General features: G+C 71.4%; 21 protein-coding genes. 11 read left to right on the top strand and 10 right to left on the bottom strand.

The window, feature by feature from the left end:
• Positions 1-26 precede the first annotated feature (26 nt).
• Positions 27-1,589 (top strand): MFS transporter, encoded by a 1,563-nt coding sequence (locus tag AB0E67_RS17020; RefSeq protein WP_362027089.1) that lies wholly within the window; start codon positions 27-29, stop codon positions 1,587-1,589.
• Positions 1,590-1,741: 152 nt separating this feature from the next.
• Here the strand turns inward: AB0E67_RS17020 and AB0E67_RS17025 are convergent, their stop codons facing one another.
• The 3 genes from AB0E67_RS17025 to AB0E67_RS17035 form a co-directional block, all read right to left on the bottom strand.
• Positions 1,742-2,512, bottom strand: a complete 771-nt coding sequence (locus AB0E67_RS17025; protein ID WP_362026947.1) for a DUF6227 family protein — start codon at positions 2,510-2,512, stop codon at positions 1,742-1,744.
• Between the two features lie 361 nt (positions 2,513-2,873).
• Entirely contained in the window at positions 2,874-3,908 is a 1,035-nt protein-coding gene (locus AB0E67_RS17030; protein ID WP_362026949.1) for a P1 family peptidase, read from the bottom strand.
• 316 nt (positions 3,909-4,224) lie between these two features.
• A complete protein-coding gene (locus tag AB0E67_RS17035; protein WP_362026952.1) occupies positions 4,225-5,043 on the bottom strand; it encodes a low temperature requirement protein A in 819 nt (272 codons plus the stop codon).
• A gap of 132 nt (positions 5,044-5,175) precedes the next feature.
• Here AB0E67_RS17035 and AB0E67_RS17040 point away from each other — a divergent pair, with 132 nt between their 5' ends.
• Positions 5,176-5,565 (top strand): DUF6755 family protein, encoded by a 390-nt coding sequence (locus AB0E67_RS17040; protein WP_362026955.1) that lies wholly within the window; start codon positions 5,176-5,178, stop codon positions 5,563-5,565.
• 21 nt (positions 5,566-5,586) lie between these two features.
• Positions 5,587-5,796 (top strand): hypothetical protein, encoded by a 210-nt coding sequence (locus AB0E67_RS17045; protein ID WP_362026958.1) that lies wholly within the window; start codon positions 5,587-5,589, stop codon positions 5,794-5,796.
• Between the two features lie 59 nt (positions 5,797-5,855).
• Here AB0E67_RS17045 and AB0E67_RS17050 read toward each other — a convergent pair whose 3' ends face one another.
• A complete protein-coding gene (locus AB0E67_RS17050) occupies positions 5,856-6,365 on the bottom strand; it encodes an MscL family protein (protein ID WP_362026961.1) in 510 nt (169 codons plus the stop codon).
• 123 nt (positions 6,366-6,488) lie between these two features.
• Positions 6,489-6,896 carry an RcpC/CpaB family pilus assembly protein gene (locus AB0E67_RS17055; RefSeq protein WP_362026963.1) on the bottom strand — a complete coding sequence of 136 codons (408 nt, stop codon included), beginning with the start codon at positions 6,894-6,896 and terminating at the stop codon, positions 6,489-6,491.
• 202 nt (positions 6,897-7,098) lie between these two features.
• On the opposite strand from AB0E67_RS17055, the gene AB0E67_RS17060 reads away from it, so the two are divergent.
• Positions 7,099-7,383: a hypothetical protein gene (locus AB0E67_RS17060; RefSeq protein WP_362026966.1), complete on the top strand. Its 285-nt coding sequence runs from the start codon at positions 7,099-7,101 to the stop codon at positions 7,381-7,383.
• A gap of 266 nt (positions 7,384-7,649) precedes the next feature.
• On the opposite strand, the gene AB0E67_RS17065 is transcribed toward AB0E67_RS17060, so the two are convergent.
• From AB0E67_RS17065 to AB0E67_RS17080, 4 genes are all read right to left on the bottom strand, one after another.
• Complete coding sequence (locus AB0E67_RS17065) at positions 7,650-8,483, bottom strand: S-methyl-5'-thioadenosine phosphorylase (protein WP_362026969.1); 834 nt, start codon at positions 8,481-8,483, stop codon at positions 7,650-7,652.
• Positions 8,484-8,733: 250 nt separating this feature from the next.
• On the bottom strand, positions 8,734-9,087 hold the full coding sequence (locus tag AB0E67_RS17070) for an FmdB family zinc ribbon protein (RefSeq protein ID WP_362026972.1): 354 nt from the start codon (positions 9,085-9,087) through the stop codon (positions 8,734-8,736).
• Between the two features lie 66 nt (positions 9,088-9,153).
• Complete coding sequence (locus AB0E67_RS17075; RefSeq protein WP_362026974.1) at positions 9,154-10,437, bottom strand: MFS transporter; 1,284 nt, start codon at positions 10,435-10,437, stop codon at positions 9,154-9,156.
• A 393-nt stretch (positions 10,438-10,830) separates the two neighbouring features.
• Positions 10,831-12,366: a potassium/proton antiporter gene (locus tag AB0E67_RS17080; RefSeq protein ID WP_362027092.1), complete on the bottom strand. Its 1,536-nt coding sequence runs from the start codon at positions 12,364-12,366 to the stop codon at positions 10,831-10,833.
• A gap of 334 nt (positions 12,367-12,700) precedes the next feature.
• Here AB0E67_RS17080 and AB0E67_RS17085 point away from each other — a divergent pair, with 334 nt between their 5' ends.
• A complete protein-coding gene (locus tag AB0E67_RS17085; protein WP_362026977.1) occupies positions 12,701-15,571 on the top strand; it encodes a penicillin acylase family protein in 2,871 nt (956 codons plus the stop codon).
• Between the two features lie 149 nt (positions 15,572-15,720).
• On the opposite strand, the gene AB0E67_RS17090 is transcribed toward AB0E67_RS17085, so the two are convergent.
• Positions 15,721-16,365, bottom strand: a complete 645-nt coding sequence (locus tag AB0E67_RS17090; protein WP_362026979.1) for a 5-formyltetrahydrofolate cyclo-ligase — start codon at positions 16,363-16,365, stop codon at positions 15,721-15,723.
• A 105-nt stretch (positions 16,366-16,470) separates the two neighbouring features.
• Here AB0E67_RS17090 and galU point away from each other — a divergent pair, with 105 nt between their 5' ends.
• From galU to glpR, 6 genes are all read left to right on the top strand, one after another.
• Entirely contained in the window at positions 16,471-17,373 is a 903-nt protein-coding gene (galU, locus tag AB0E67_RS17095; protein ID WP_362026981.1) for a UTP--glucose-1-phosphate uridylyltransferase GalU, read from the top strand.
• 4 nt (positions 17,374-17,377) lie between these two features.
• Positions 17,378-18,685, top strand: a complete 1,308-nt coding sequence (gene glp / locus AB0E67_RS17100) for a gephyrin-like molybdotransferase Glp (RefSeq protein ID WP_362026984.1) — start codon at positions 17,378-17,380, stop codon at positions 18,683-18,685.
• A 123-nt stretch (positions 18,686-18,808) separates the two neighbouring features.
• Complete coding sequence (gene moaC, locus AB0E67_RS17105) at positions 18,809-19,336, top strand: cyclic pyranopterin monophosphate synthase MoaC (RefSeq protein ID WP_362026987.1); 528 nt, start codon at positions 18,809-18,811, stop codon at positions 19,334-19,336.
• Positions 19,333-20,010 carry a MogA/MoaB family molybdenum cofactor biosynthesis protein gene (locus AB0E67_RS17110; protein ID WP_362026990.1) on the top strand — a complete coding sequence of 226 codons (678 nt, stop codon included), beginning with the start codon at positions 19,333-19,335 and terminating at the stop codon, positions 20,008-20,010. The genes moaC and AB0E67_RS17110 overlap by 4 nt, the downstream gene beginning before the upstream one ends.
• Before the next feature lie 17 nt (positions 20,011-20,027).
• Complete coding sequence (locus AB0E67_RS17115) at positions 20,028-20,762, top strand: GNAT family protein (RefSeq protein WP_362026992.1); 735 nt, start codon at positions 20,028-20,030, stop codon at positions 20,760-20,762.
• 161 nt (positions 20,763-20,923) lie between these two features.
• The gene (glpR, locus tag AB0E67_RS17120) at positions 20,924-22,042 is read left to right on the top strand and encodes a gephyrin-like molybdotransferase receptor GlpR (RefSeq protein ID WP_362026995.1); all 1,119 of its coding nucleotides are present in this window, start codon (positions 20,924-20,926) and stop codon (positions 22,040-22,042) included.
• Positions 22,043-22,125 lie beyond the last annotated feature (83 nt).

Consider the following 22,125-nt stretch of genomic DNA (forward strand, 5'->3'; position numbering starts at 1 on the left):
GACGCTGGTTCGCACTCGCCATCGTGATGACCGCGGCCTTCATGGACCTGGTCGACGTCACGATCGTCAACGTCGCCATCCCGAGCATCCGGCAGGACACCGGTGCCTCGTTCAGCTCGATCCAGTGGATCACCGCCGGGTACTCCCTGGCCTTCGCGGCCGGACTGATCACCGGTGGCCGACTGGGCGACATCCACGGCCGCAAGCGGCTGTTCCTGATCGGTGTCGGCGGCTTCACGCTGGCCTCCGCGCTCTGCGGCTTCGCCGTGAGCCCGGAGATGCTCGTCGCCTCGCGCATCCTCCAGGGTGGCACCGCCGCGCTGATGGTCCCGCAGGTGCTGTCGATCGTGCACGCCACCTTCCCGGCACACGAACGCGGCAAGGTCTTCGGTCTCTTCGGCGCCATCGTCGGGCTCGGCGCGATCATGGGGCCGCTGCTGGGCGCGCTGCTCACCCAGTGGAACATCGCCGGCCTCGAATGGCGGCCGATCTTCCTGATCAATCTGCCGGTCGGTGTCGCCGCCCTGGTCCTGGGCAACAGGTTCATCACCGAGTCCAAGGCGCCCAAGGCACTCCGGCTCGATCTGGTCGGTGTCGCCCTGGTGACCCTGGGGATGTTGATGCTGATCTACCCGCTGACCCGTGGACGGGAGCTGGGCTGGCCGCTGTGGGGCCATGTGTCGATGGTCGGCAGCCTGCTGGTGTTCCTGGCGTTGGTGCTGTTCGAGCGGGCTAAGACGCGCAGGGGCGGTTCGCCGCTGGTGGAGCTCTCGCTGTTCCGGTTCAAGAGCTTCGCGGCCGGAATCGCCATTCAGCTGACCTTCGGCATCGGGCTCGGCATCTTCTTCCTGGTCTGGACGCTCTACATGCAGATGGGGCTCGGCTGGACCGCGCTGCGGGCGGGGCTGACCGGCGTGCCGTTCTCGGTCGCCGTCTCGTGCGCCGCCGGGGTCTCCGTGCAGAAGCTGGTGCCCCGGTTCGGCCGCAAGGTTCTCCAGGCGGGCGCGCTGCTGATGATCGCCGGTCTGCTCCTCTACATGGCTGAGTCCGAGCGGTACGGCATGGGCATCACGTCCTGGCAGATGGTGCCGCCGCTGGTGGTCATGGGCCTCGGCATGGGCCTGATCGTGGCCCCGCTGACGGACGCGGTGCTGTCCGAGGTGCCGCGGGAGCACTCCGGATCGGCCTCCGGCCTCATCAGCACCGTTCAGCAGATGGGCAACGCGCTCGGGCTCGGGCTGGTCGCGGTCGTCTTCTTCGGCTCGATGGGGGACCGGCTGGCACCGCAGGAGGTGGGACCGGCCTTCGCGGAGGCGTTCCGGCACTCGCTGTGGTGGGTGATCGGAGTGCTCGCGCTGATCGTGCTGGTGATGTTCGCGCTGCCCGCGCGCCCGAAGCAGCACATGGAGGGTGGTGACGAGGCCGCGAACGGCGACCTCGCGGGCGGGGGAGCCGCAGGTGGCGCGGACGCCGGTGCCGGAACCCACGCCGGTGCCGATGCCGGTACCGCTGCCGGGATTCGGACCGATGGCGGCGCCGCACCCGGGGCCGACGCCGCGTCGGACAGGAAGCCCGCGCTGCTGCCGTGAGGTACTGAGACCGAGGGACCGGACGGTGCCCGCGCCCTACGGGGCGCGGGCACCATTTCGTGCGTCGTCCGTCCGGCCCCGGAGGCTCGTCCGGGTCCGGGTCCGGGGCCGGGGCACTGGGCCAGGGCCGGGGGCGTCCGTTCCTCGCCCCGTCAGCAGATGCGCGTACGGCTCTCCATGGCGCCGCGCGCGGAGTCCTCGTCGGTGTACACCTCGCACATGTGGCGGCCGTCGGGCGTGGCCGTGTGCTCGACCTCCCACAGGCTCGTCTCGCTGCCGTCCAGGAGGAGGAAGGCGTGCTCGTACAGCGTGAACCCGGCGTTCCGCCCGCCCACTTGGCACTGGCGGCCGAAGACCTGGGTGATGTGGTGGGCGAAGGCGGCACGCAGCAGCCGGGCGGTCTCCTCGCCGGGGCCGTTGTTGTTCTCCGCGCGGCGCAGCACGCGGCGGGCGTGGTCGGCGGAGTTGTCCGGGGCGTACGTCCGGGGCATCGGGGCCGGGGGAGCCGCCATCAGGACCGTGAGCGTCTCCAGATCGGTCTGCGGCCCGTCGTCCCCGAACAGCGGGACGTCCCCGAGACCGCCGGCCAGCCGGGCGGCGGCGACCTGGGCATCGGCCTCGTCGTCGTACAACTCGTGGTGGCGGAACTCGGGTTCTGTCCGGGAGCGCGGGTCCGTCGCACCCCGCGGACCTGTGTGCACCAGCTCCCACAGCGAGAGGGTGGTGCCGTCGGACAGCAGATACGTGTGCCGGTAGGTCTCCCGATGGAGCACGGAACTGTGGTGCGAGGAGTGCAGGGAACTGCTGTGGGCGAGCGCGGTACCGAGTCTTTCGACCGTACTGTCGGGCAGGTCGAAAGAGTTGAGTGCCCGTCGCAGGAGTCGCTCGAGGTGTTGCTCGGTTGTCTCGTACGGATCGCTCAAGGTGCTGTCTCCAGGCCGTTGCCGCGTGTTACTTGATGCGTGCTTAACGTAGTCCCTGGGTCCGACATCGTGACCGGGGTTCAGGAAAACGATTGGCGCGCGGGGATAGTTCCTGGTGGTTCGTCCGAACTTCCCTTCCCCGCAGGGGAGTCGAGGCCGGGCGGGTGTGCGAGGACGGGCACGCGACGGCGACGGACGCGCAAGGGCGGCGGGCACGTGACAGTGGCGGGCACGTGACAGTGGCGGACACGTGACAGTGGCGGACCAACGACGGCGACGGACTCACGACAGGGCCGACCCATGGCGGCGGCCGACTCACTACGGCGGACGAGCGAGACGGCTGCGGGGCGGTCGTCCGCGCTCATACGGCCGGCCGGGGCCCGTCGTAGAGATCGCTGTACGAGGGATGGCCGGTGCCGAGGTGGCGGCCCATGGTCCCCCGCGCCGCCCGGACAGCCTTCACCACGGCACGGGTCAGACAGTCCGCACCGGCCGCCAGCAGCTCGTTGAGAGCGACCGGGTTCCGCGGGTCGAGCGGCCGGGCACCGGTGGCCAGTGTGAAAACGGTGTCTCCGTCGGTCAGCAGGTGCACGGGGCGTATGGCGCGCGCCAGACCGTCGTGCGCGGTACCCGCGAGCTTCTGCGCCTGGGCCCGGGTGAGATCGGCGTCCGTACCGACGACCGCGAGCGTGGTGTTGAGCGGAGGGGCCGCATCGGCCTCCCGGACCTCGGCCAGGCGCCGCAGCGCCGCGCGATGGACCTCGGGCGCCGGGACCGCCGGTGGTTCGGCGGCGCCGTACTCCCCGTAGAGCACGCCCGTACGCGGGTCGACCACCGAACCCGCGGCGTTCACCACGACGAGCGCGCCCACCGTGATCCCGGACGCCAGCCGCACGCTCGCCGTGCCCACCCCGCCCTTGAACTGCCCGGCGACCGCACCCGTACCGGCGCCGACGCACCCCTCGGGGACCGGCGCGCCCGGCTCCGTACCAGCCGCGTCCTCCACCGCCGCGCGTCCGGTCGAGGCATCCGGACGGGCCCGCCAGTCACCTCCCCGTCCCAGGTCGAAGAGGCACGCGGCCGGCACCACCGGCACCACCTGCGCCGGATCGGGGCCGACGCGCACCCCGCGCCCCCGTTCCTCCAGCCAGGCCATCACGCCGGACGCCGCGTCCAGCCCGTACGCGCTGCCGCCCGTCAGGACGACGGCATCGACGCGCTGCACCAGATTGCGCGGATCGAGCGCGTCCGTCTCCCGGGTGCCGGGGCCACCGCCGCGCACGTCGACGGCCGCGATCGCGCCGCCCTCGGGGGCGAGGACGACCGTGGTGCCGCTCAGCGCGCCCGCGCCCGCCACCCGCGCATGGCCGACGCGCAGCCCGGCGACATCGGTCAACGCGTCGAGCGGCCCGCTGCCGGCCGGACCGCTTCCGGCCGGTCCGTTTCCGAACGGTTCGCTTCTGGATGGTTCGCTTCCGGCCGGCCCGTTTCCCGCGGGCCCGGTTCCGGGCGCGCCGGTGTCGAAGACGCTGCGCTCCGCCGGGCCGGTCGGGGTGGGGCCCGACCGCTGCGGGCCCCCAACTGCGGGTTCCCGTCGTTCCTGTGGATCTTCCGCCGTCATCGCACGCTCCCTGTTCTCGGCCCCACCGATGGTCCCCTCATAGTCTTCTGACCGCCAGCACGTGCCCCGTCACCCTCCATCCGCCGACCGCTCACTGCGCCGGAGCGGCCCGCCGGGACAGCAGCTCTCCCGCGGCCACGGTCGCCGCCGCCACCAGCCCCGCCGCGAACACCGCCCACGCCCCGGCGAACGTGCAGGCCAGGATCGCCAGCGCGGCCGCGGGCAGCGACAACTGCTCCGCGAGATCCCGCTTGAAGTGACGGGCGTGCAGGGCCCACACCGCCAGGAAGAAGATGGCGGACGGCACCGTGACCGCGCCGGCGGCCACCGTGCCCGAGACATGGGCCTTGCCCACGGCCTCCTCCGCCGCGACCTCGATGCCCGCGCCGATCGCCGCCGCGGAACCGAAGACGAGGTAGTGCCCGTACCCCCAGACGAACGCTTCCCTGCTGCCGTGAAGGTAGTCGTGGATCGGGACGGCGAAGCAGATCCACCAGGCGGAGAAGACGATCAGCAGCCCACCCGCGGTGGGCGGCAGCAGATCACCGAACGCCTCGTGCTCGGCCATCGCCTCCTGGACCGCGACCGTGGCCGCCGCGATCGTCTCGCCCAGCACGGTGATCGTGAACAGGCCGTAGCGCTCGCCGATGTGGTGGGCATGCCAGTTCGTCGCGCGGTCGCGTTCGGCGATCGCCGGGACCGACAGCTCCACCAGCACGAGCACGACGAACACGGCGGCACGCACGCCTCCCTTGTTCTCGGTCAGGAACAGCATGCCGATCCAGCCCAGTCGCGCCACGGTGATGCCCACGGCGTACCGCAGCGCGACGCGGCGCTCGGCGCCCCGGGTGCTGTGGGCGGCTCGTAGCCACTGGCTGGTCATGGCGAGCCGCATCACGACGTAGCCCACGACGCCGACGAGCGCCTGGAGTGGTGGGACTGCCTGGAGCGGCGGGGGCGTCGGCGAGGCCGGGGCACCCGAGGCTTTCGAGATCTTCGGGAAGGGCGCCGGATCCGGGCGGCGGACATTCGGGCTGCGGACATGAGCGGCGCACAGCATCCCCCGGGCGGCCAGGGGTCTCCCGAGCGCCCGGAATACCACCCCGGCAGTGCTCGCCCCGAACTCAACCGCCCTGTCCACCAGCGCTATCCACAGATCCGCGCCATCAGCGGCTACGGTGACCCGCGCGTCCGGCACACCGGCCCCGCTCCGGGCGCGGGAACCGAACAGCAAGCCGAACGGTCCTCGAAGCTGACGGCTCGGCTGGTCCTGGCGATGACCGTGGTCGTGGGGCAGCTCTGGGGGCTGACCGTGGTCGTCGACGCGTGGATGGAGGGCGACACCGGTTCTGCCTGGTGGGGCGCCGGCTTTCTCTGTCTGTCGTTCCTCGTGGTGCTCGGGCTGTGGAGGCTCGCACCGGAGGATCGCTGACCGCCGCCGTACCCTGGAGACATGAGCACCGCCCCCGCCCCCGGCCCGCGCGATTCGAAGCCGTCGCAGCCGGATCAGCCGAAACCGAGACCGGCTCTGGTCTTCGACGATCCGTTGGACCAGCAGTCCGCGGACGATACGGACCGAGGGTGGGGCGAGCGGGCCCCGGCCGGTGGTGGCGCCGCCGATCTGGCGCGCTTCCTGGATGAGAAGCCGCCCCACCACATCTGAGCCCCCCGCTCGGGCGTGGGCCGACGACGCCGCCGCCGGTGTTTCTGCCGTGCGCCCCGCTACCGGCCCTGATTCCCGCCGGAATCCTCGCCATGAGCCCCGCCCGTCGGGCCGCCGCGCTGCGAGACGAGGGCGTCGCGGATCTCCTTCAGGACCTCCAGCTCGCTCACCTCCAGCGTTTCCTGCACGCCCTCCTTCGCCGCCTGCATGGCCGCCCGCCTGGCCAGGTACTTGGCCATGGGCAGCACCATCAAGAAGTAGACGACGGCCGCGGTGATCAAGAAGCTGAGGGTGGCGCTGAGCACAGAACCCCACAGGATCCGGATGCCCTCGACGGCCTCGCCCGTCTTCGGGTCCGTGACGCAGGGGCCCTTGAGGCAGGAGCTGTAGCTCTCCAGGTCCTTGGTGCCGAACGCGCCGACCAGTGGGTTGATGACTCCCTTGACGACCGAGTTCACGATCTGGGTGAACGCGGCACCGATGACGACGGCGACCGCCAGGTCGATCACATTGCCACGCAGCAGGAAGGCTTTGAACCCTTCCAGTACGCCGACCTTCTTCTCGCTCACGGGTGAGCCTTCCTTCGCGTGTGCCGTTGATGGAGCAGACTCCTCCGAAATTTACGACAATAGGCACAAGAAACACCCGATTGGCGCCTTTAGTTCGACTTTGGTGTCGATGGTTCGCGCGAATCAGCACAGGACCACCGCCAACCTGGTCGAGATTCCGGCACCGGCCAGCGATGCGGCCGTGCTCCGGGGGACGGACAGCACGATCAACGCACCGTCCTCCGCGAGACCTTCCGCCGATCCTTGTGGCACGTCCGCCACGAGCGCGCCCTTCGCCAGGACCCGGACCCCGTCCAGGCCTTCGCCCCGGTCTCCGTCGCGGTCCTCGTCCCGGATCCCGTCCCGGTCTTCCTGTCTCCCCACGGCGACGACGTCGACGCGGTCCCCCGGCCGTAACAGTCGCACCGTCCCCGCGTCAGCGATCCGTACCGGGGCGGACACCAACGGGGCGGGCCTGCGGGCCCGTTCCGGCGAGGCACCGGCCGTACCTTCCGCGCCTGTTCCGACGCCCTGCGCGGCATCGCCGTTCATGCCGCCTCCGCCCAGTCCCGTCGCCGCCAACGCGGCGGCCGTCACGGCGAGCCCGGCGGCCAGGGCATGACGTCGCCGCCACAACGCCCGCCGCAGTCGGCGCGCACCGCCTCCGCCCACCCGCAACGGCTCGAACGCCGGTACGCCGCAGGGCGGGGGAGCGGACGCCGGAGGCCCCGGAGCGGGCACGGCCGGGGAAGCCGTGGGCGACCCGGGTGCCGGAGTCGGCGCGGACGGTGCGGACGGCGTCGACAACGCGGCTGGCGTGTGCGGCCCGGGCGACGGCAAGGGCGACACCGACGGCGGTAGGCGCTGGTACGACGGGATATTGCGCGCCGAAGGAAACGACGACGACAAAGACGAGGAAGAAGAGGGCGGAATCGACGAGGGAAGAGGCGAGGGAAAAGAGGACGGGAACGGCGAATGGACCGAGGACGGGAACGGTGAAGGGAACGAGGACGGGCGCATGGTCAACACCACCTGCTGAGAGGAGTTCCGGACGAACACCCCCCACGATCCACAGTCCGCGAACTTCTCGCTGAGGCCTGTGGACGGCCGCGGCGTTGTGGACAACTCGGTCACCCACCCGAGCCGCGACCGCCGCGCCGCGCCGCGACCGTCCCGCCGCGCCGCTCCCGTTGCGCCGCGACCGTCCCCCACATCGCTCCCCGTTGCGCCGCGACCGTCCCCCAAGGCCGCTCCCGTTGCGCCGCGGCCGTCCGCCTGTTCCTCTCCGCCCGCCCGTTTCCCCCGCTACGGAAGCTCGATCCCCGGGTCGAGACCGTCCAGCGCACGGGAGCACGGGCAGTCGCGGTCGGCCTCCGCGGGCAGAGCGCCCACCATGTCGAAGAGCACCGCGCGCAGCCGGTCCACATTGGCCGCGAACACCTTCAGCACCTCGTCGTGCGAGACGCCCTCCCCGGCCTCCGCCCCCGCGTCCAGGTCCGTCACCAGCGTCGTCGTCGTGTAGCAGAGGCCCAGTTCACGGGCCAGGACGGCTTCCGGATGCCCGGTCATCCCGACCACCGACCAGCCCATCGCGGCGTGCCAGCGCGATTCCGCCCGGGTGGAGAAGCGCGGCCCCTCGACGACGACCAGCGTGCCTCCGTCCACGGGTTCCCAGTTCCTGGCGCGAGCCGATGCCAGCGCCGCCCTGCGCCCAGCGGGGCAGTAGGGATCGGCGAAGCCCAGATGGAGGACGTTCGGCACCGTGCCGTCGCCCCGGGGCTCCCCGTCGTAGTACGTCTGCGTCCGGGTCTTGGTGCGGTCCACCAGCTGGTCGGGCACGAGCAGGGTGCCCGGTCCGTACTCCGGACGCAGTCCGCCCACCGCGCACGGGCCGAGCACCTGACGTACGCCGACGGAGCGCAGCGCCCACATGTTGGCCCGGTAGTTGATGCGGTGCGGCGGCAGGTGGTGGCCGCGTCCGTGGCGGGGCAGGAAGGCGACCCGACGACCGCCGACCTCGCCGAGGAAGAGGGAGTCGCTCGGCCGTCCGTACGGGGTGTCCACACGCACCTCCGTGACGTCCTCCAGGAAGGAGTACAGGCCCGAGCCGCCGATGACACCGATCTCTGCGTTCACCATGCGATCACACTAGCGGCGGGCGAAAACGCCGAGGGACCCCATCGAACGGAACGATGGGGTCCCTCGGGAAACTCAGGAAGCGCGGAGAGCCCGGAAACCCGGGGAACTCACAGAATCAGGGAACTCACAGATTCTGGGAACTCACAGATTCTTGGAACCGAGGAAGCTCCGGGGTTCCAGGAGGCTCCGGGTTCCAGGAGGCGGCTCCGGGATTCCTGGAAGCGCTGGGAGCTCAGAGAATTCTGGAGGCTCAGGCGGCCGACGAACCACTCGTCGAGGACGCCGAGGACGACGACCCGGCGGACGAGGAGGAAGCGGACGACTTCGAGTCAGAACCCGTCGACGAGGAAGACGAGGACGAGGAATCGGACGAAGCGGAACCGGAGCCCTTGGCCGAGGACGGCGCCGGGGAGCTGCTCGACGAGGAGCCACGGCTGTCGTTCCGGTAGAAACCGGAGCCCTTGAAGACGATACCGACCGCCGAGAACACCTTCTTGAGGCGTCCGTTGCAGCTCGGGCACACGGTCAAGGCGTCATCGGTGAACTTCTGCACCGCCTCGAGGCCCTCGCCGCATTCGGTGCACTGGTACTGATAGGTCGGCACTTGCTCCTCCTGGCACTCTCACTCAATGAGTGCTAACGACGTTCCATAGTGACGTATTCCGTCGGTTCAGTCCACCGTGACCGACGTCCGGTGACCGACACCACGTGCCACGGTCCGTCCCGAGACGGTGGGTGCCAGCCTCGAACGCAGTGTCACCAGGGTCGCCAGCGCCAGCACGGTCCCCACCAGCGGCACCAGGAAGCCGGCGCTGGCGCCGTGGGCGTCGGCGAGCCGCCCGGCGACCGTCACCGCTGCCGCCTGGCCGAGCGCGACCGAACCCGTCAGCCAGGTGAAAGCCTCGGTCCGGGCGGATCCCGGAACCAGCGTCTCGACCAGCGTGTAGCCGCCGATCAGGGCCGGGGCGATGGAGAGCCCGGCCAGCAGTCCGAGCCCGGCCAGCAGGAACACGGAGTGCACCGCCCACAGCCCGGAGGCGGTCAGGGCCAGCGCCGTGTACCCGACGATCAGCCGACGCCGCGGCCCGCTCCGCCAGGCGATGGCGCCGCAGGCGATCCCGGCCAGCATGTTGCCGGCCGCGAAGACGCCGTACAGCAGACCGTTCGCGCCGGGCCGGCCGATCTCCTCGGCGAACGCGGTCAGCGAGACCTGCATGCCGCCGAAGACCGAGCCGATCCCCAGGAACGCCACCGCGAGCACTCGCACACCCGGTACGGACAGGGCGGAGGCGTGCCGCTCGGAGGCGCCGCGAGCGGCGGCGCGCACCGGCGGCTGGGTGCGGTGCTGGGCGGCGAAGAGCAGGCCGCCGACCAGTGTCAGCCCGGCCTCGGCGATCAGCCCGGCCGCCGGGTGCACGCCGGTGCACAGCGCGGTGGCGAGCACCGGCCCGATGACGAAGGTGAACTCGTCCGTCACCGACTCGAAGGCGGCCGCGGTGGACAGCAGCGGAGACGCCTCACGGCCCGGAGCCGCGCCCAGTACGGCCGCCCAGCGTGCCCGTACCATCGGGCCGACCTGCGGAACGGACGCGCCGGTCGGCACGGCCGCGGCGAACAGCGCCCACAGGGGCGCGTCGGCCAGCGCCAGCGCCGTCAGCGCCGACACGGACACCGTGTGCGCCAGGACGCCGGGCAGCAGCACGGCGCGCTGGCCGAAGCGGTCGGCGAGTTTGCCGGTCTGCGGTGCGAACACGGCCATCGACACGCCGGTCACGGCGGCGACGGCGCCCGCGCTGCCGTACGAGCCGGTGGTGTGCTGGACCAGCAGCACGATGCCGATCGTCAGCATCGCGAAGGGCTGCCGTGCGGCGAAGCCCGGAAGGAGAAACGTCCACGCACTCGGAGTGCGCAGCAACTGCCCGTAACCGGGGCGTTCGGTGACCGTGGACGCCACGGCCCATGCCTTTCCGCCGCCTGGTGGCCGAGCGTCCGCAGGTCCGGGCCGGCACGGGTGGTGCGGGCTCGGGCGGGCGCAGCCGAGAGCTGTCCTCTTCGCGCGGAACTGCGGTAGATGCCGGGCGCTCAGCAGAGGCGGAGGACGCCACGACCGCCATACGGTCGCGCCAGCTCTGCATCAGGCAGAGTCGGTCGTTCGATGTGGTCAAGCGGGTCCGCGGCCTCGTGGTGAGACCGGTCGGACCTTCCGCATGATACAACCGGCGTCCTCGCGGGCCTCGCCTCGCGCACCCGTCGCGTACGTCACATACGTGGGCGTACGCGTACGACATCACGTCCGCGCATGTACGTGACATACGCGCACACGGCATGCGCCGGGTCCGTCGCGAGCTCAGTGGTGGGCCCTCGGGCCGTCCGGCCTCCCCCGCTTCTTCGCGGCCTTCCACGCATGTGCCACTTCGTGTGCCACATCGGCCCCGGCCAGGCTCTCCCCGCCGCCGGTGGTTCCCAGCCAGCCCGCGAGCTTGCCGCCCGCGCCGACCGCGTGCAGTCGTTGCTCCGCCGCGTCGCGCACCGGATCGGTGGTGACCACGAGCAGTTCGTCACCGCGCCGCAGCACGGTGGACGGCGCCGGTACGAAGCTCTTGCCGTCGCGTACGACGAGGGTGACCGCCGCCCCGGCGGGCAGGCGCAGCTCCCCGACCTCCACGCCGTGCATCTTCGACCTGCCGGGGATGGCCACCGAGAGCAGGTGGCCGCGCAGTCGCTCCAGCGGCGCCGACTCGATGCCCAGGTCGGTCGCCTCGGACGGATCCTCGGCGATCTTGAGGACCTTCGCCATCCAGGGCAGCGTCGGCCCCTGGATGAGGGTGTAGACCACGACGAGCACGAAGACGATGTTGAAGATCCGGGTGGAGCCCTCGACCCCGGACACCATCGGGATGGTCGCCAGGATGATGGGGACGGCGCCGCGCAGCCCCGCCCACGACATGAACACCTTCTCCTGCCAGGGCAGACGGAACGGCAGCAGCGAGATGAAGACCTCCAGCGGGCGCGCCACCATCGTCAGCACCAGCCCCACGATTATCGCGGGCCAGAAGTCGTCGTACAGGTCGTGCGGCGTGACCAGCAGCCCGAGCAGCACGAACATGCCGATCTGGGCCAGCCAGCCGAGCCCGTCCGCGAAGCCGCGGGTGGCCGGCCAGTGCGGCAGCTTGGCGTTGCCGAGGATCATCGAGGCCAGGTAGACGGCGAGGAAGCCGCTGCCGTGGGCCAGCGCGCCCGCCGCGTACGCGGACACGGCGATCGCCATCACGGCGATCGGGTACAGGCCGGACGCGGGCAGTGCGACATGACGCAGCCCGAACGCGCCGACCCAGCCGACGGCCAGTCCTATGGCCGCGCCGATGGCGAGCTCCAGGGCTATCTCTCCGACCAGGACGTACCAGGTCTCCACCGGTCCCCTGGCGGAGAAGGCCACCACCAGGATCACCACGGGGGCGTCGTTGAAGCCGGACTCGGCCTCCAGGACGCCCGTGAGCCGGGCGGGCAACGGCACCTTGCGCAGCACCGAGAAGACCGCGGCGGCGTCCGTGGACGAGACGACCGCACCGATGATCAGCGACTGCCGCCAGTCCAGCCCGACCAGGTAGTGCGCCCCGGCCGCGGTGACGCCGACGCTCACGGCGACACCGGCTAGCGAGAGCATCGCGGCGGCCGGCAGCGCGGGTCTGATCTCTTTCCACTTCGTGCCCAGACCGCCTTCGGCGAGGATCACGACAAGTGCGGCATACCCGATCACCTGGGTCAGTTCCGCATTGTTGAACTTCACATCGAAGAAGCCGTCCTGCCCCATGGCCATCCCGATGCCCAGATAAAGAAGCAGGCTGGGGAGCCCGCTGCGGGACGAGACGCGCACCGCCACCACCGCGACGAGCAGCACGAGCGAGCAGACGAGCAGGAGTTCGTTGAGCGTGTGGACAGTCAGTGGCCGTTCCTTCCCTGCGTGCGCCTGCCGAATCGACCGGTTCGAGCGGTTCTGTCGGCTCGGCCGGATCGCTCCTCGGCATCGGCCGTCGGCGGTCGGTACTTCGTTACCTTACCTAATCTTTAACGCTTTCTTGACGCGTTCGTTCATTCATACGACCGTTGATCACCGCTGTGGAACTGGAACCATTCCGATACCGCGTCAGAGCGGCCCGGGCTCTGCGCCTATGGTTGCTCCTGCACTCCCAGGACCACCTGCCCCTCGAAGGACAGCGATGCCCGCCAACACAACCGCCTCTTCCGGTACCACCGGTTCCGCCGGTGGGAAGACCGGCAGGAAGAAGGGGCGACGCGCCCGCCTGATCGTGATCGTTCTGGTGCTGGCGCTCGTCGCGGGTATCGGATACGGCGCCTTCTGGTCCGTGTCGACCGTGCGGGCCTCGTACCCGCAGACCACCGGGTCGATCAAGCTCGACGGCCTCGACGGGGACGTCGAGGTCAAGCGCGACGCCTACGGGATCCCGCAGCTGTACGCGGACTCCGACGCCGACCTCTTCCGCGCCCAGGGCTTCGTCCACGCGCAGGACCGCTTCTGGGAGATGGATGTCCGCCGTCACATGACGGCCGGCTGGCTCTCCGAGATGTTCGGCTCCGGGCAGGTCGACACCGACGCGTTCCTGCGTACCCTGGGCTGGCGCAAGGTGGCCCAGCAGGAGTACGACGAGGTCCTGTCCGAGGAGACGAAGAAGAACCTCCAGGCTTACGCGGACGGCGTGAACGCGTATCTCAAGGGACGCGACGGCAAGGACATCTCCGTCGAGTACGCCGCCCTCGGCTTCACCAACGACTACAAGCCGGGCGAGTGGACCCCGGTCGACTCGGTGGCCTGGCTCAAGGCGATGGCCTGGGACCTGCGCGGCAACATGCAGGACGAGATCGACCGCTCGCTGATGGCCAGCAGGCTCGACGAGAAGCAGATCGCGCAGCTGTACCCGGACTACCCGTACGAGAAGCACAAGCCGATCGTCGAGGAGGGCGCGGTCTCCTCGGTGACCGGGAAGTTCGACCCGGAGGCGACCCCGTCCTCGTCCGACGCCGACTCGGACACCGCGCAGGGCGCCACCGGGCAGGGCACCGGCACACAGGAGACCGGCACGCAGGGCACGACCGGTCAGGGGACCGGCACGCAGGGCGCCACCGGACAGGGCACCGGCACGCAGGGGGCCACCGCACAGGGCGCCGCCGAGGGCGTGAGCACCCAGCTCGCCTCGCTCTCCGACACCCTCGACAAGATCCCGGCGCTGCTCGGTCCGAACGGCAACGGCATCGGGTCCAACTCCTGGGTGGTCTCCGGCGAGTACACGACGACCGGGAAGCCACTGCTGGCCAACGACCCGCACCTGGCGCCGCAGCTGCCCTCGCTCTGGTACCAGATGGGGCTGCACTGCCGTGAGACCAGCGCGAAGTGCCAGTACGACACCGCCGGTTACACCTTCTCCGGCATGCCCGGCGTGATCATCGGCCACAACCAGGACATCGCCTGGGGCTTCACCAACCTGGGCGCGGACGTCACGGACCTCTTCCTGGAGAAGGTCTCGGGCGAGGGCTACCTGTACGACGGCAAGGTCAAGCCGTTCACCGTCCGCGACGAGACGATCAAGGTCGCGGGCGGCAAGAGCCGGACGATCACCATCCGCGAGACGAACAACGGTCCGGTGGTCTCCGACCGCAGCGGCGAACTGGAGAAGGTCGGCCAGAAGGCACCGGTCGAGGGCGCCGCCCCGGACCGGTCCGACGGCTACGCGGTCGCCCTCAGGTGGACCGCGCTGGACCCGGGCCACTCCATGGACGCGGTCTTCGCGCTCAACCGGGCCAAGGACTTCCCCTCCTTCCGCAAGGCCGCCGAGCTCTTCGAGGTGCCGGCGCAGAACCTCATCTACGCCGACACCGAGGGCAACATCGGCTACCAGGCGCCCGGGAAGATCCCGGTCCGCAAGAAGGGCGACGGCACGATGCCCAGCCCCGGCTGGTCCTCGAAGTACGGCTGGGAGAAAGAACCCATCCCGTTCGACGCGCTGCCCTACGAGTACAACCCGAAGCGCGGCTACATCGTCACCGCCAACCAGCCCGTGGTCGACGACAAGTACGCCCATCTGCTCACCAAGGACTGGGGCTACGGCTCCCGCAGCCAGCGGATCAACGAGCTGATCAAGGTGAAGATCAAGGACGGCGGGAAGATCTCGACCGAAGACATGCAGAAGATGCAGATGGACAACACCAGCGAGATCGCCGCGCTGCTGGTGCCCGAGCTGGTGAAGATCAACATCTCGGACAAGAGCGTCCGCGAGGCGCAGAAGCTGCTGGAGGGCTGGGACTACAACCAGGAGCCCGACTCGGCCGCGGCCGCGTACTTCAACGCGGTCTGGCGCAACATCCTCAAGCTGGCCTTCGGGAACAAGCTGCCCAAGGAGATGCGGGTCGAGGGCGAATGCCTCAACGTGCGCCGGGCCGACAACTCGGGTCCCGTCGACGAGCGGCACAAGCTGGTGCGCGAGTGCGGGCAGCGCGCCGCGGACTCCGCCCAGCCGGATGGTGGTGACCGCTGGCACCAGGTGGTCAAGGAGCTGATGGACGACCCGAAGAGCGACTGGTGGAAGTCACCGGAGAGCCGCCGGGGCGAGGCGACCGAGACCCGCGACGAACTCTTCGCGCGCGCCATGGAGGACGCCCGCTGGGAGCTGACCGCCAAGCTCGGCAAGGACATCAGCACCTGGAGCTGGGGCCGGCTGCACCAGCTGACCCTGAAGAACCAGACCCTCGGCACCGAGGGCCCCGGTGTACTCAAGCAACTCCTCAACCGCGGCCCGTGGAACCTCGGCGGCGGGGAGGCCGCGGTGAACGCCACCGGCTGGAACGCGGCGGGCGGCTACGAGGTCGTCTGGGTACCGTCGATGCGGATGGTGGTCAACGTGGGCGACTGGGACAAGTCCCGCTGGATCAATCTGACCGGCGCCTCCGGGCACGCGTACGCGGCGCACTACACGGACCAGACCGACAAGTGGGTCAAGGGCGAACTGCTCGACTGGTCCTTCGGGACCAACGCGGTCGGCAAGTCGACGACCGACACCCTGACCCTCAAGCCATGACCCCGCCCTCGGGCCGCGGCCCGAGGGCCGGTCCGTGACCGGGCGCGCGCCGTAGGAGGCCGGGATCTCTCCACCGTGAGAGGTCCCGGCCTTCGGCTTTCGGGCCGCGCGGGCCCGGAACGGTCCGTCCCGGACTCCGAACGGTTCGTTCAGCGCTCCGTCCCGGGCTCCATGCGGCCCGTCTTGGGCTCCGCGCCGCCCTCCCCGGGTGCTGTGCGCCCCGTCCTGCGGGTCGCGGCCGGAGTCACCACCACGTCCACGGGATGGTCGTGCGGTTCCACCGGAACCCGGGCGACCACCTCGTCGTCGTACAGCAGGACGATCAGCGCCGGGTGCGCCCCCGCCGCCGTGAGCCGGGCCAGCACCCGGTCGTAGCTGCCGCCGCCGCGCCCCAGCCGCATCCCCCGCGCGTCCACCGCGAGCCCCGGCAGGAGCACGGCGTCGGCCTCCAGGACGGCGTCCCGGCCCATCCGCTCCCCGTCCGGCTCCAGCAGCCCGCGCCCGGCCCGCACCAGGCGGTCGGCCCCCTCGTACGCCGACCAGTCCAGGTCGTTGTCCGGCAGGAGCACCGGCAGCAGCACCCGTACGCCCCGCGCGCGCAGCGCGTCCAGCAGCACGCGGGTGCCCGGCTCGCTCCCGACCGAGACATAGGCGGCGACGGTACGGGCCCCGGCTAGCTCCGGCAGATCCAATGCGCTCCGGGACAGAACCGTCGCGGCGTTTTCCGCGTCTTCCCCGGTCAGAAGGCGTCGAGCGGCGAGCAGTTCACGCCTGAGACGGGCCTTTTCGGACATCTCGCTGTTCAACGGATACCCTGAACCTCTCGTATGTGTATATAGGCGTACAAAGTTAACCGGACCCTCACCTTCCGCCCATGGGTGCCGGTTATCGTTCTGCGCATGACTATGTCGCACCGCAGGATCAGCAAGGCCGTCATCCCGGCCGCAGGACTCGGTACCCGCTTTCTGCCGGCCACCAAGGCCACTCCCAAGGAGATGCTGCCTGTCGTCGACAAGCCCGCGATCCAGTACGTCGTCGAGGAAGCGGTGGCCGCCGGGCTCTCCGACGTCCTGATGATCACCGGCCGGAACAAGCGTCCGCTGGAGGACCACTTCGACCGCAACTACGAACTGGAGTCCGCCCTCACCCGCAAGGGGGATGCTGACCGGCTCCGGAAGGTCCAGGAGTCGAGCGACCTGGCGACCATGCACTACGTGCGGCAGGGCGACCCGCGCGGTCTCGGCCACGCGGTGCTGTGCGCGGCGCCGCACGTCGGGGACCAGCCGTTCGCGGTCCTCCTCGGCGACGACCTGATCGACCCGCGCGACCCGCTGCTGTCCCGCATGGTCGAGGTCCAGGAGCGCGAGGGCGGCAGCGTCGTCGCGCTGATGGAGGTCGCGCCGGAACAGATCCACATGTACGGCTGCGCGGCCGTGGAACCCGGCCCCGACGGCGACGTGGTGCGCGTCACGGGCCTGGTCGAGAAGCCGGAGCCGGGGGAGGCGCCCAGCAACCTCGCCATCATCGGCCGCTACGTCCTCGATCCCGCCGTCTTCGGGATACTGCGCCGGACCGAGCCGGGCCGCGGCGGCGAGATCCAGCTGACCGACGCCCTTCAGCTCCTCGCCGAGGACGAGAAGGCCGGCGGCCCGGTGCACGGCGTCGTCTTCAAGGGCCGCCGCTATGACACCGGCGACCGTAGCGACTACCTCCGTGCCATTGTCAGGCTCGCGTGCGAACGTGAGGACCTGGGCCCGGACTTCAGGGCATGGCTCCGCAGTTACGTCACCGAGGAGATGTAGCACCTTGAGCAGCACGATGTGGTCGGTGGACGAGCACCTGGACGACATTCTCGGCGCGGTGCGCCCGCTCGAACCCATCGAGCTGCAACTGCACGACGCGCAGGGATGCGTCCTCGTCGAGGACGTCTTCGTGGAGATCGCCCTGCCCCCCTTCGACAACAGCTCGATGGACGGGTACGCGGTCCGCGTCGCCGATGTCGAGGGCGCCGACGAGGAGTTCCCCGCGGTGCTCACCGTCATCGGTGACGTCGCCGCGGGCAGCGGCGGGCTGCCCGGCGGCCGGAGCGTCGGCCCCGGCGAGGCCGCCCGCGTCATGACCGGCGCCCCGCTGCCGGCCGGTGCCGAGGCGGTGGTTCCGGTCGAGTGGACCGACGGAGGTACGGGCGGCGGCCCCGCCGACGCCATGCGCGCCCACGGCGACGCCCCGGAGGGCGCATACGGCGAGGTCCGCGTGCACCGCTCCGTCGAGGCCCGCGCCCATGTCAGGGACCGCGGCAGCGACGCGAAGCCCGGCGAACTTGCCCTGCCCGCCGGTTCGGTGATCGGCCCGCCGCAGATCGGGCTGCTCGCCGCGATCGGCCGCTCGACGGTGAAGGTGCGGCCCCGGCCGCGCGTCGTCGTCATCTCGACCGGCGCCGAACTCGCCCAGCCCGGCGAGGAACTGACCGCCGGTCGGATCTACGACTCCAACAGCTTCGCCCTGACGGCCGCCGCCCGGGACGCGGGGGCGATCGCCTATCGGGTCGGCGCCGTCACGGACGACCCCGACACGCTCCGTGCCACGATCGAGGACCAGTTGATCCGCGCGGACATCGTCGTCACGACGGGAGGCGTCAGCGTCGGCGCGTACGACGTCGTCAAGGAGGCCCTGTCGTCGGTGGGCGACGCGGACGGGCCCGGCGGCGTCGACTTCCGCAGGATCGCCATGCAGCCCGGCAAGCCGCAGGGCTTCGGCTCGATCGGCCCCGACCACACGCCGCTGCTGGCGCTGCCGGGCAACCCCGTCTCGGCGTACGTCTCCTTCGAGCTTTTCGTACGGCCCGCGATCCGCGCCCTGATGGGCCTCGCGGACCTGCGCCGGCCCACGGTCCGGGCCACGTTGAAGGCCGACGAGGCGCTCTCCTCGCCGGCCGGGCGCCGCCAGTTCCTGCGCGGTACGTACGATGCGGAGGCCGGGACGGTCAGCCCCGTCGGCGGCGCCGGATCGCATCTGGTCGCGGCCCTCGCCCGGGCGGACGCGCTGATCGTGCTGCCCGAGGACGTCACGTCCGCCGAGCCCGGGACCGACACCGAGGTGGTCCTGCTCCGCTGATCCCCGGGCGGTGGCGGTACGGTATCTGCCGCTGTGCCTTCCCGGGGACGATCCCGGGCCCCGGGCCCGCACCCCGGTGCGGGCCGAGCGGGCAACCGGCGCGCTACCGCGAGGCGGAGTGAGTTGAGTACGCAGAACAGGCTGACGCACATCGACGACACGGGTGCGGCCCGCATGGTCGACGTCTCCGGGAAGGACGTCACCGCGCGGGTGGCCCGCGCCGGCGGCCGGGTCCTCGTCTCGCCACGCGTCGTCGAACTGCTTCGCGGCGAGGGCCTCCCCAAGGGCGACGCCCTGGCCACCGCCCGGATCGCGGGGATCATGGCCGCCAAGCGCACCCCGGACCTGATCCCGCTCTGCCACCCGCTGGCCCTCTCCGGCGTCGAGGTGGACCTGGCGGTCGCCGACGACGCGGTGGAGATCACCGCCACCGTGCGGACGACCGACCGCACGGGCGTCGAGATGGAGGCCCTGACCGCGGTCTCCGTCGCCGCGCTCACGGTGATCGACATGGTCAAGGCCGTCGACAAGGCGGCGGTCGTGACGGACGTACGGGTCGAGGAGAAGTCGGGCGGCGCGTCGGGCGACTACCGCCGCACCGACACCTGTGACGGCCCCCGGCCCGGCGATGCGGGCGGAGCGGACGCATGACCGCTGCCGCGACCGGCCCCGAGGCCGACGGGGACCCGACGCCCCCCGGCAGCGCACCCGGCGGACCGGACGGGAGGACCGAGGCGCCCGGGCGGCCGGACCCGAGGGGCGGGGCATCCGACAAGGGCGAATCGCCCGCGACGGCGCGGTCCGGGTCCTCGCCCGCCGACGCGCCGACCGCTCCGTACACCGCCCTCGTCGTCACCGCCTCCAACCGCGCTTCCGCCGGTGTCTACGCCGACAAGGGGGGCCCGCTCATCGTCGAGGCGCTCACCCGGCTCGGCTTCGCCGCCGACGGCCCGCGGGTCGTGCCCGACGGCGACCCGGTGGAACGGGCGCTCCGCGACGGCGTGTCCGCCGGATACGACGTGATCGTCACCACCGGCGGTACGGGCATCTCGCCCACCGACCGCACGCCCGAAGCCACCCGCCGCGTCCTCGACCACGAGATCCCCGGCATCGCCGAGGCGATCCGTGCCGAGGGCCGCGACAAGGTGCCCACCGCCGCGCTCTCCCGGGGGCTGGCCGGTGTCGCGGGCGGCACGCTGATCGTGAACCTGCCCGGCTCCACCGGCGGGGTGCGCGACGGCCTCGCCGTCCTCGGACGCCTCCTGGTGCACGCCGTCGACCAGTTGCGCGGCGGCGATCACCCCCGACCCGGGAGCCCCAACTGAACGTTCCGACCTGGCCGGTGGTCCTCACCGACGGCGAGATCACCCTGCGCCCGGTGAGGATGCGTGACCAGCGCATGTGGCGCGAGGTCAACCAGCGCAACCGCGACTGGCTGCGGCCCTGGGAGGCGACCGTGCCGCCGCCCGCCCCGGGCGCGCCGGTGGCCCAGCGCCCCACGTACCGTCAGATGGTGCGCCACCTGCGCGCCGAGGCCAACGCGGGCCGGATGCTGCCCTTCGCCATCGAGTACCGGGGGCGGCTGGTCGGTCAGCTCACGGTCGCCGGGATCACCTGGGGCTCGATGTGCTCGGGCCACATCGGCTACTGGGTCGACCGGGAGGTGGCCGGCCGCGGCGTGATGCCGACCGCGGTCGCCCTCGCCGTCGACCACTGCTTCGGCCGGGTCGGCCTGCACCGCGTCGAGGTGTGCATCCGTCCGGAGAACCGGCCCAGCAGAAGGGTCGTCGAGAAACTGGGATTCCGGGAGGAAGGGCTGCGCCCCCGCTACCTCCACATCGACGGCGCCTGGCGGGACCACCTGATCTACGCGCTCACCGCCGAGGAGATCCCCGACGGCCTGCTCAGGCGCTGGCACCGTACGAGGTCCGGGGAATCGGGAACCCCGAGCGCGTCCGGGACGGCCGGGACCTCCGAGGAACCGGCCGGGGGGACCGAGGAACCGGGCGGGCCCGAGGGATCCGGACGGCAGGGCGGACCCGAGACGTCCGGGGGATCCGGGGCCCCCGAAAAATAAAATAGGTGTTCGATAACGATCGGCATGGGTCGCAAATGGACGCCCAAACTCCATGTTCGATCGGAACAATCACAAAAAAAGCACTTGATATCAGCGGGATTGCGCGACACACCGGCCCAATTGGCCGATGAGTCCGTGCAAACCCCTCTACGGTGTGAGACGTGAGCAGCAGCGGCCTCATCTACGCAGTCATCGTCGGGGCCTGGGCCGCCTACTTGGTGCCGATGTGGCTCCGCAGGCAGGACGAACTCAACGAGGCTCGTCCGACGGAACGCTTCAGCACGGCCATCCGGCTGCTGTCCGGCCGGGCGGCCATGGAGCGCCGGTACGCCAAGGACCTGCGGGAGCGCACCGGCGAGGAGGCCGACCCCGACGCCGACCCGGATGTCGCCACGGACCGAATGGACTCCGTGGACGTCCGGGCCTTCGCCGCGCCCGAGGCGCATACCGGAGCCGGGTTGCACGACCCGGCGCGTGCGCCGGAGCGTACGGACCGGCAGCGTCCCGAACCGGCGCGGCGCGCACGCCCGCGCTCCGGCCGTACGGATGCCGAGCGCGCCCGGCGGGCCCAGCGCCTCCAGGTCCTCGCGCGCCGTCGGCGCACCACCGTCGTCCTGTTCCTCGCCTTCACCCTGGGCGCGATCGTCGCGGCGGTCGGCGGCCTCGCCTTCCTCTGGGCGCCCGCGGTTCCGGCGGTGCTGCTGAGCACGTACATCGTGCATCTGCGCGCCCAGGAGCGGCGTCGGTTCGCCTTCACCATGGACCGGCGCCGGGCCGAGGCGGCGGCGCGACAGCTGCGCGAGAACCGTCCCCGCAGGCAGCAGCCGGCCGAGGCCGCCCCCGCCGAGCCCGACGAGGAGCCCGAGGCACGCCGCCCCGAGCCCGAGCCCGCCCACGCGCTCTCCCCGCAGGAGGCGGACCGCCGCGCCCTCGTCGAGCAGACGGACCACGCGGAGTGGGTCGACCAGCAGCGCCAGCGCGGCCCGGCCCAGGGCGACAGCTGGGAACCCGTCCCGGTCCCGCTGCCCACGTACGTCACCGCCCCGGTCGCCCCGCGCGCCACGGGCGGCGTCGAGGTGGGCGACCCGGAGACCTGGAGCGCGGCCCGCTCCAGCGCCGCCGAACCCACCCGGACGGGCACCTCGCATCCCGAGGCGCCCCCCGCCGACCCGGCGCCCCGCCGTCGCGCCGGCGTGCCCCGGCGCACCCGCGACCGCGGCCGGACCCCGCTGTTCGACCAGTACGAGGACGGCGACCGTCCCCGTGCCGCCAACGAGTGAGCCCCGCGGTCCTCGCCGCGAGGCCGCCTCGGCTGACCAGCGAGGACCGGATTTCCGAGCACCCGCGCGGGGATGCTAGAGTT

The sequence above is a fragment of the Streptomyces sp. NPDC032161 genome (assembly GCF_040636995.1).
Lineage (GTDB): Bacteria > Actinomycetota > Actinomycetes > Streptomycetales > Streptomycetaceae > Streptomyces.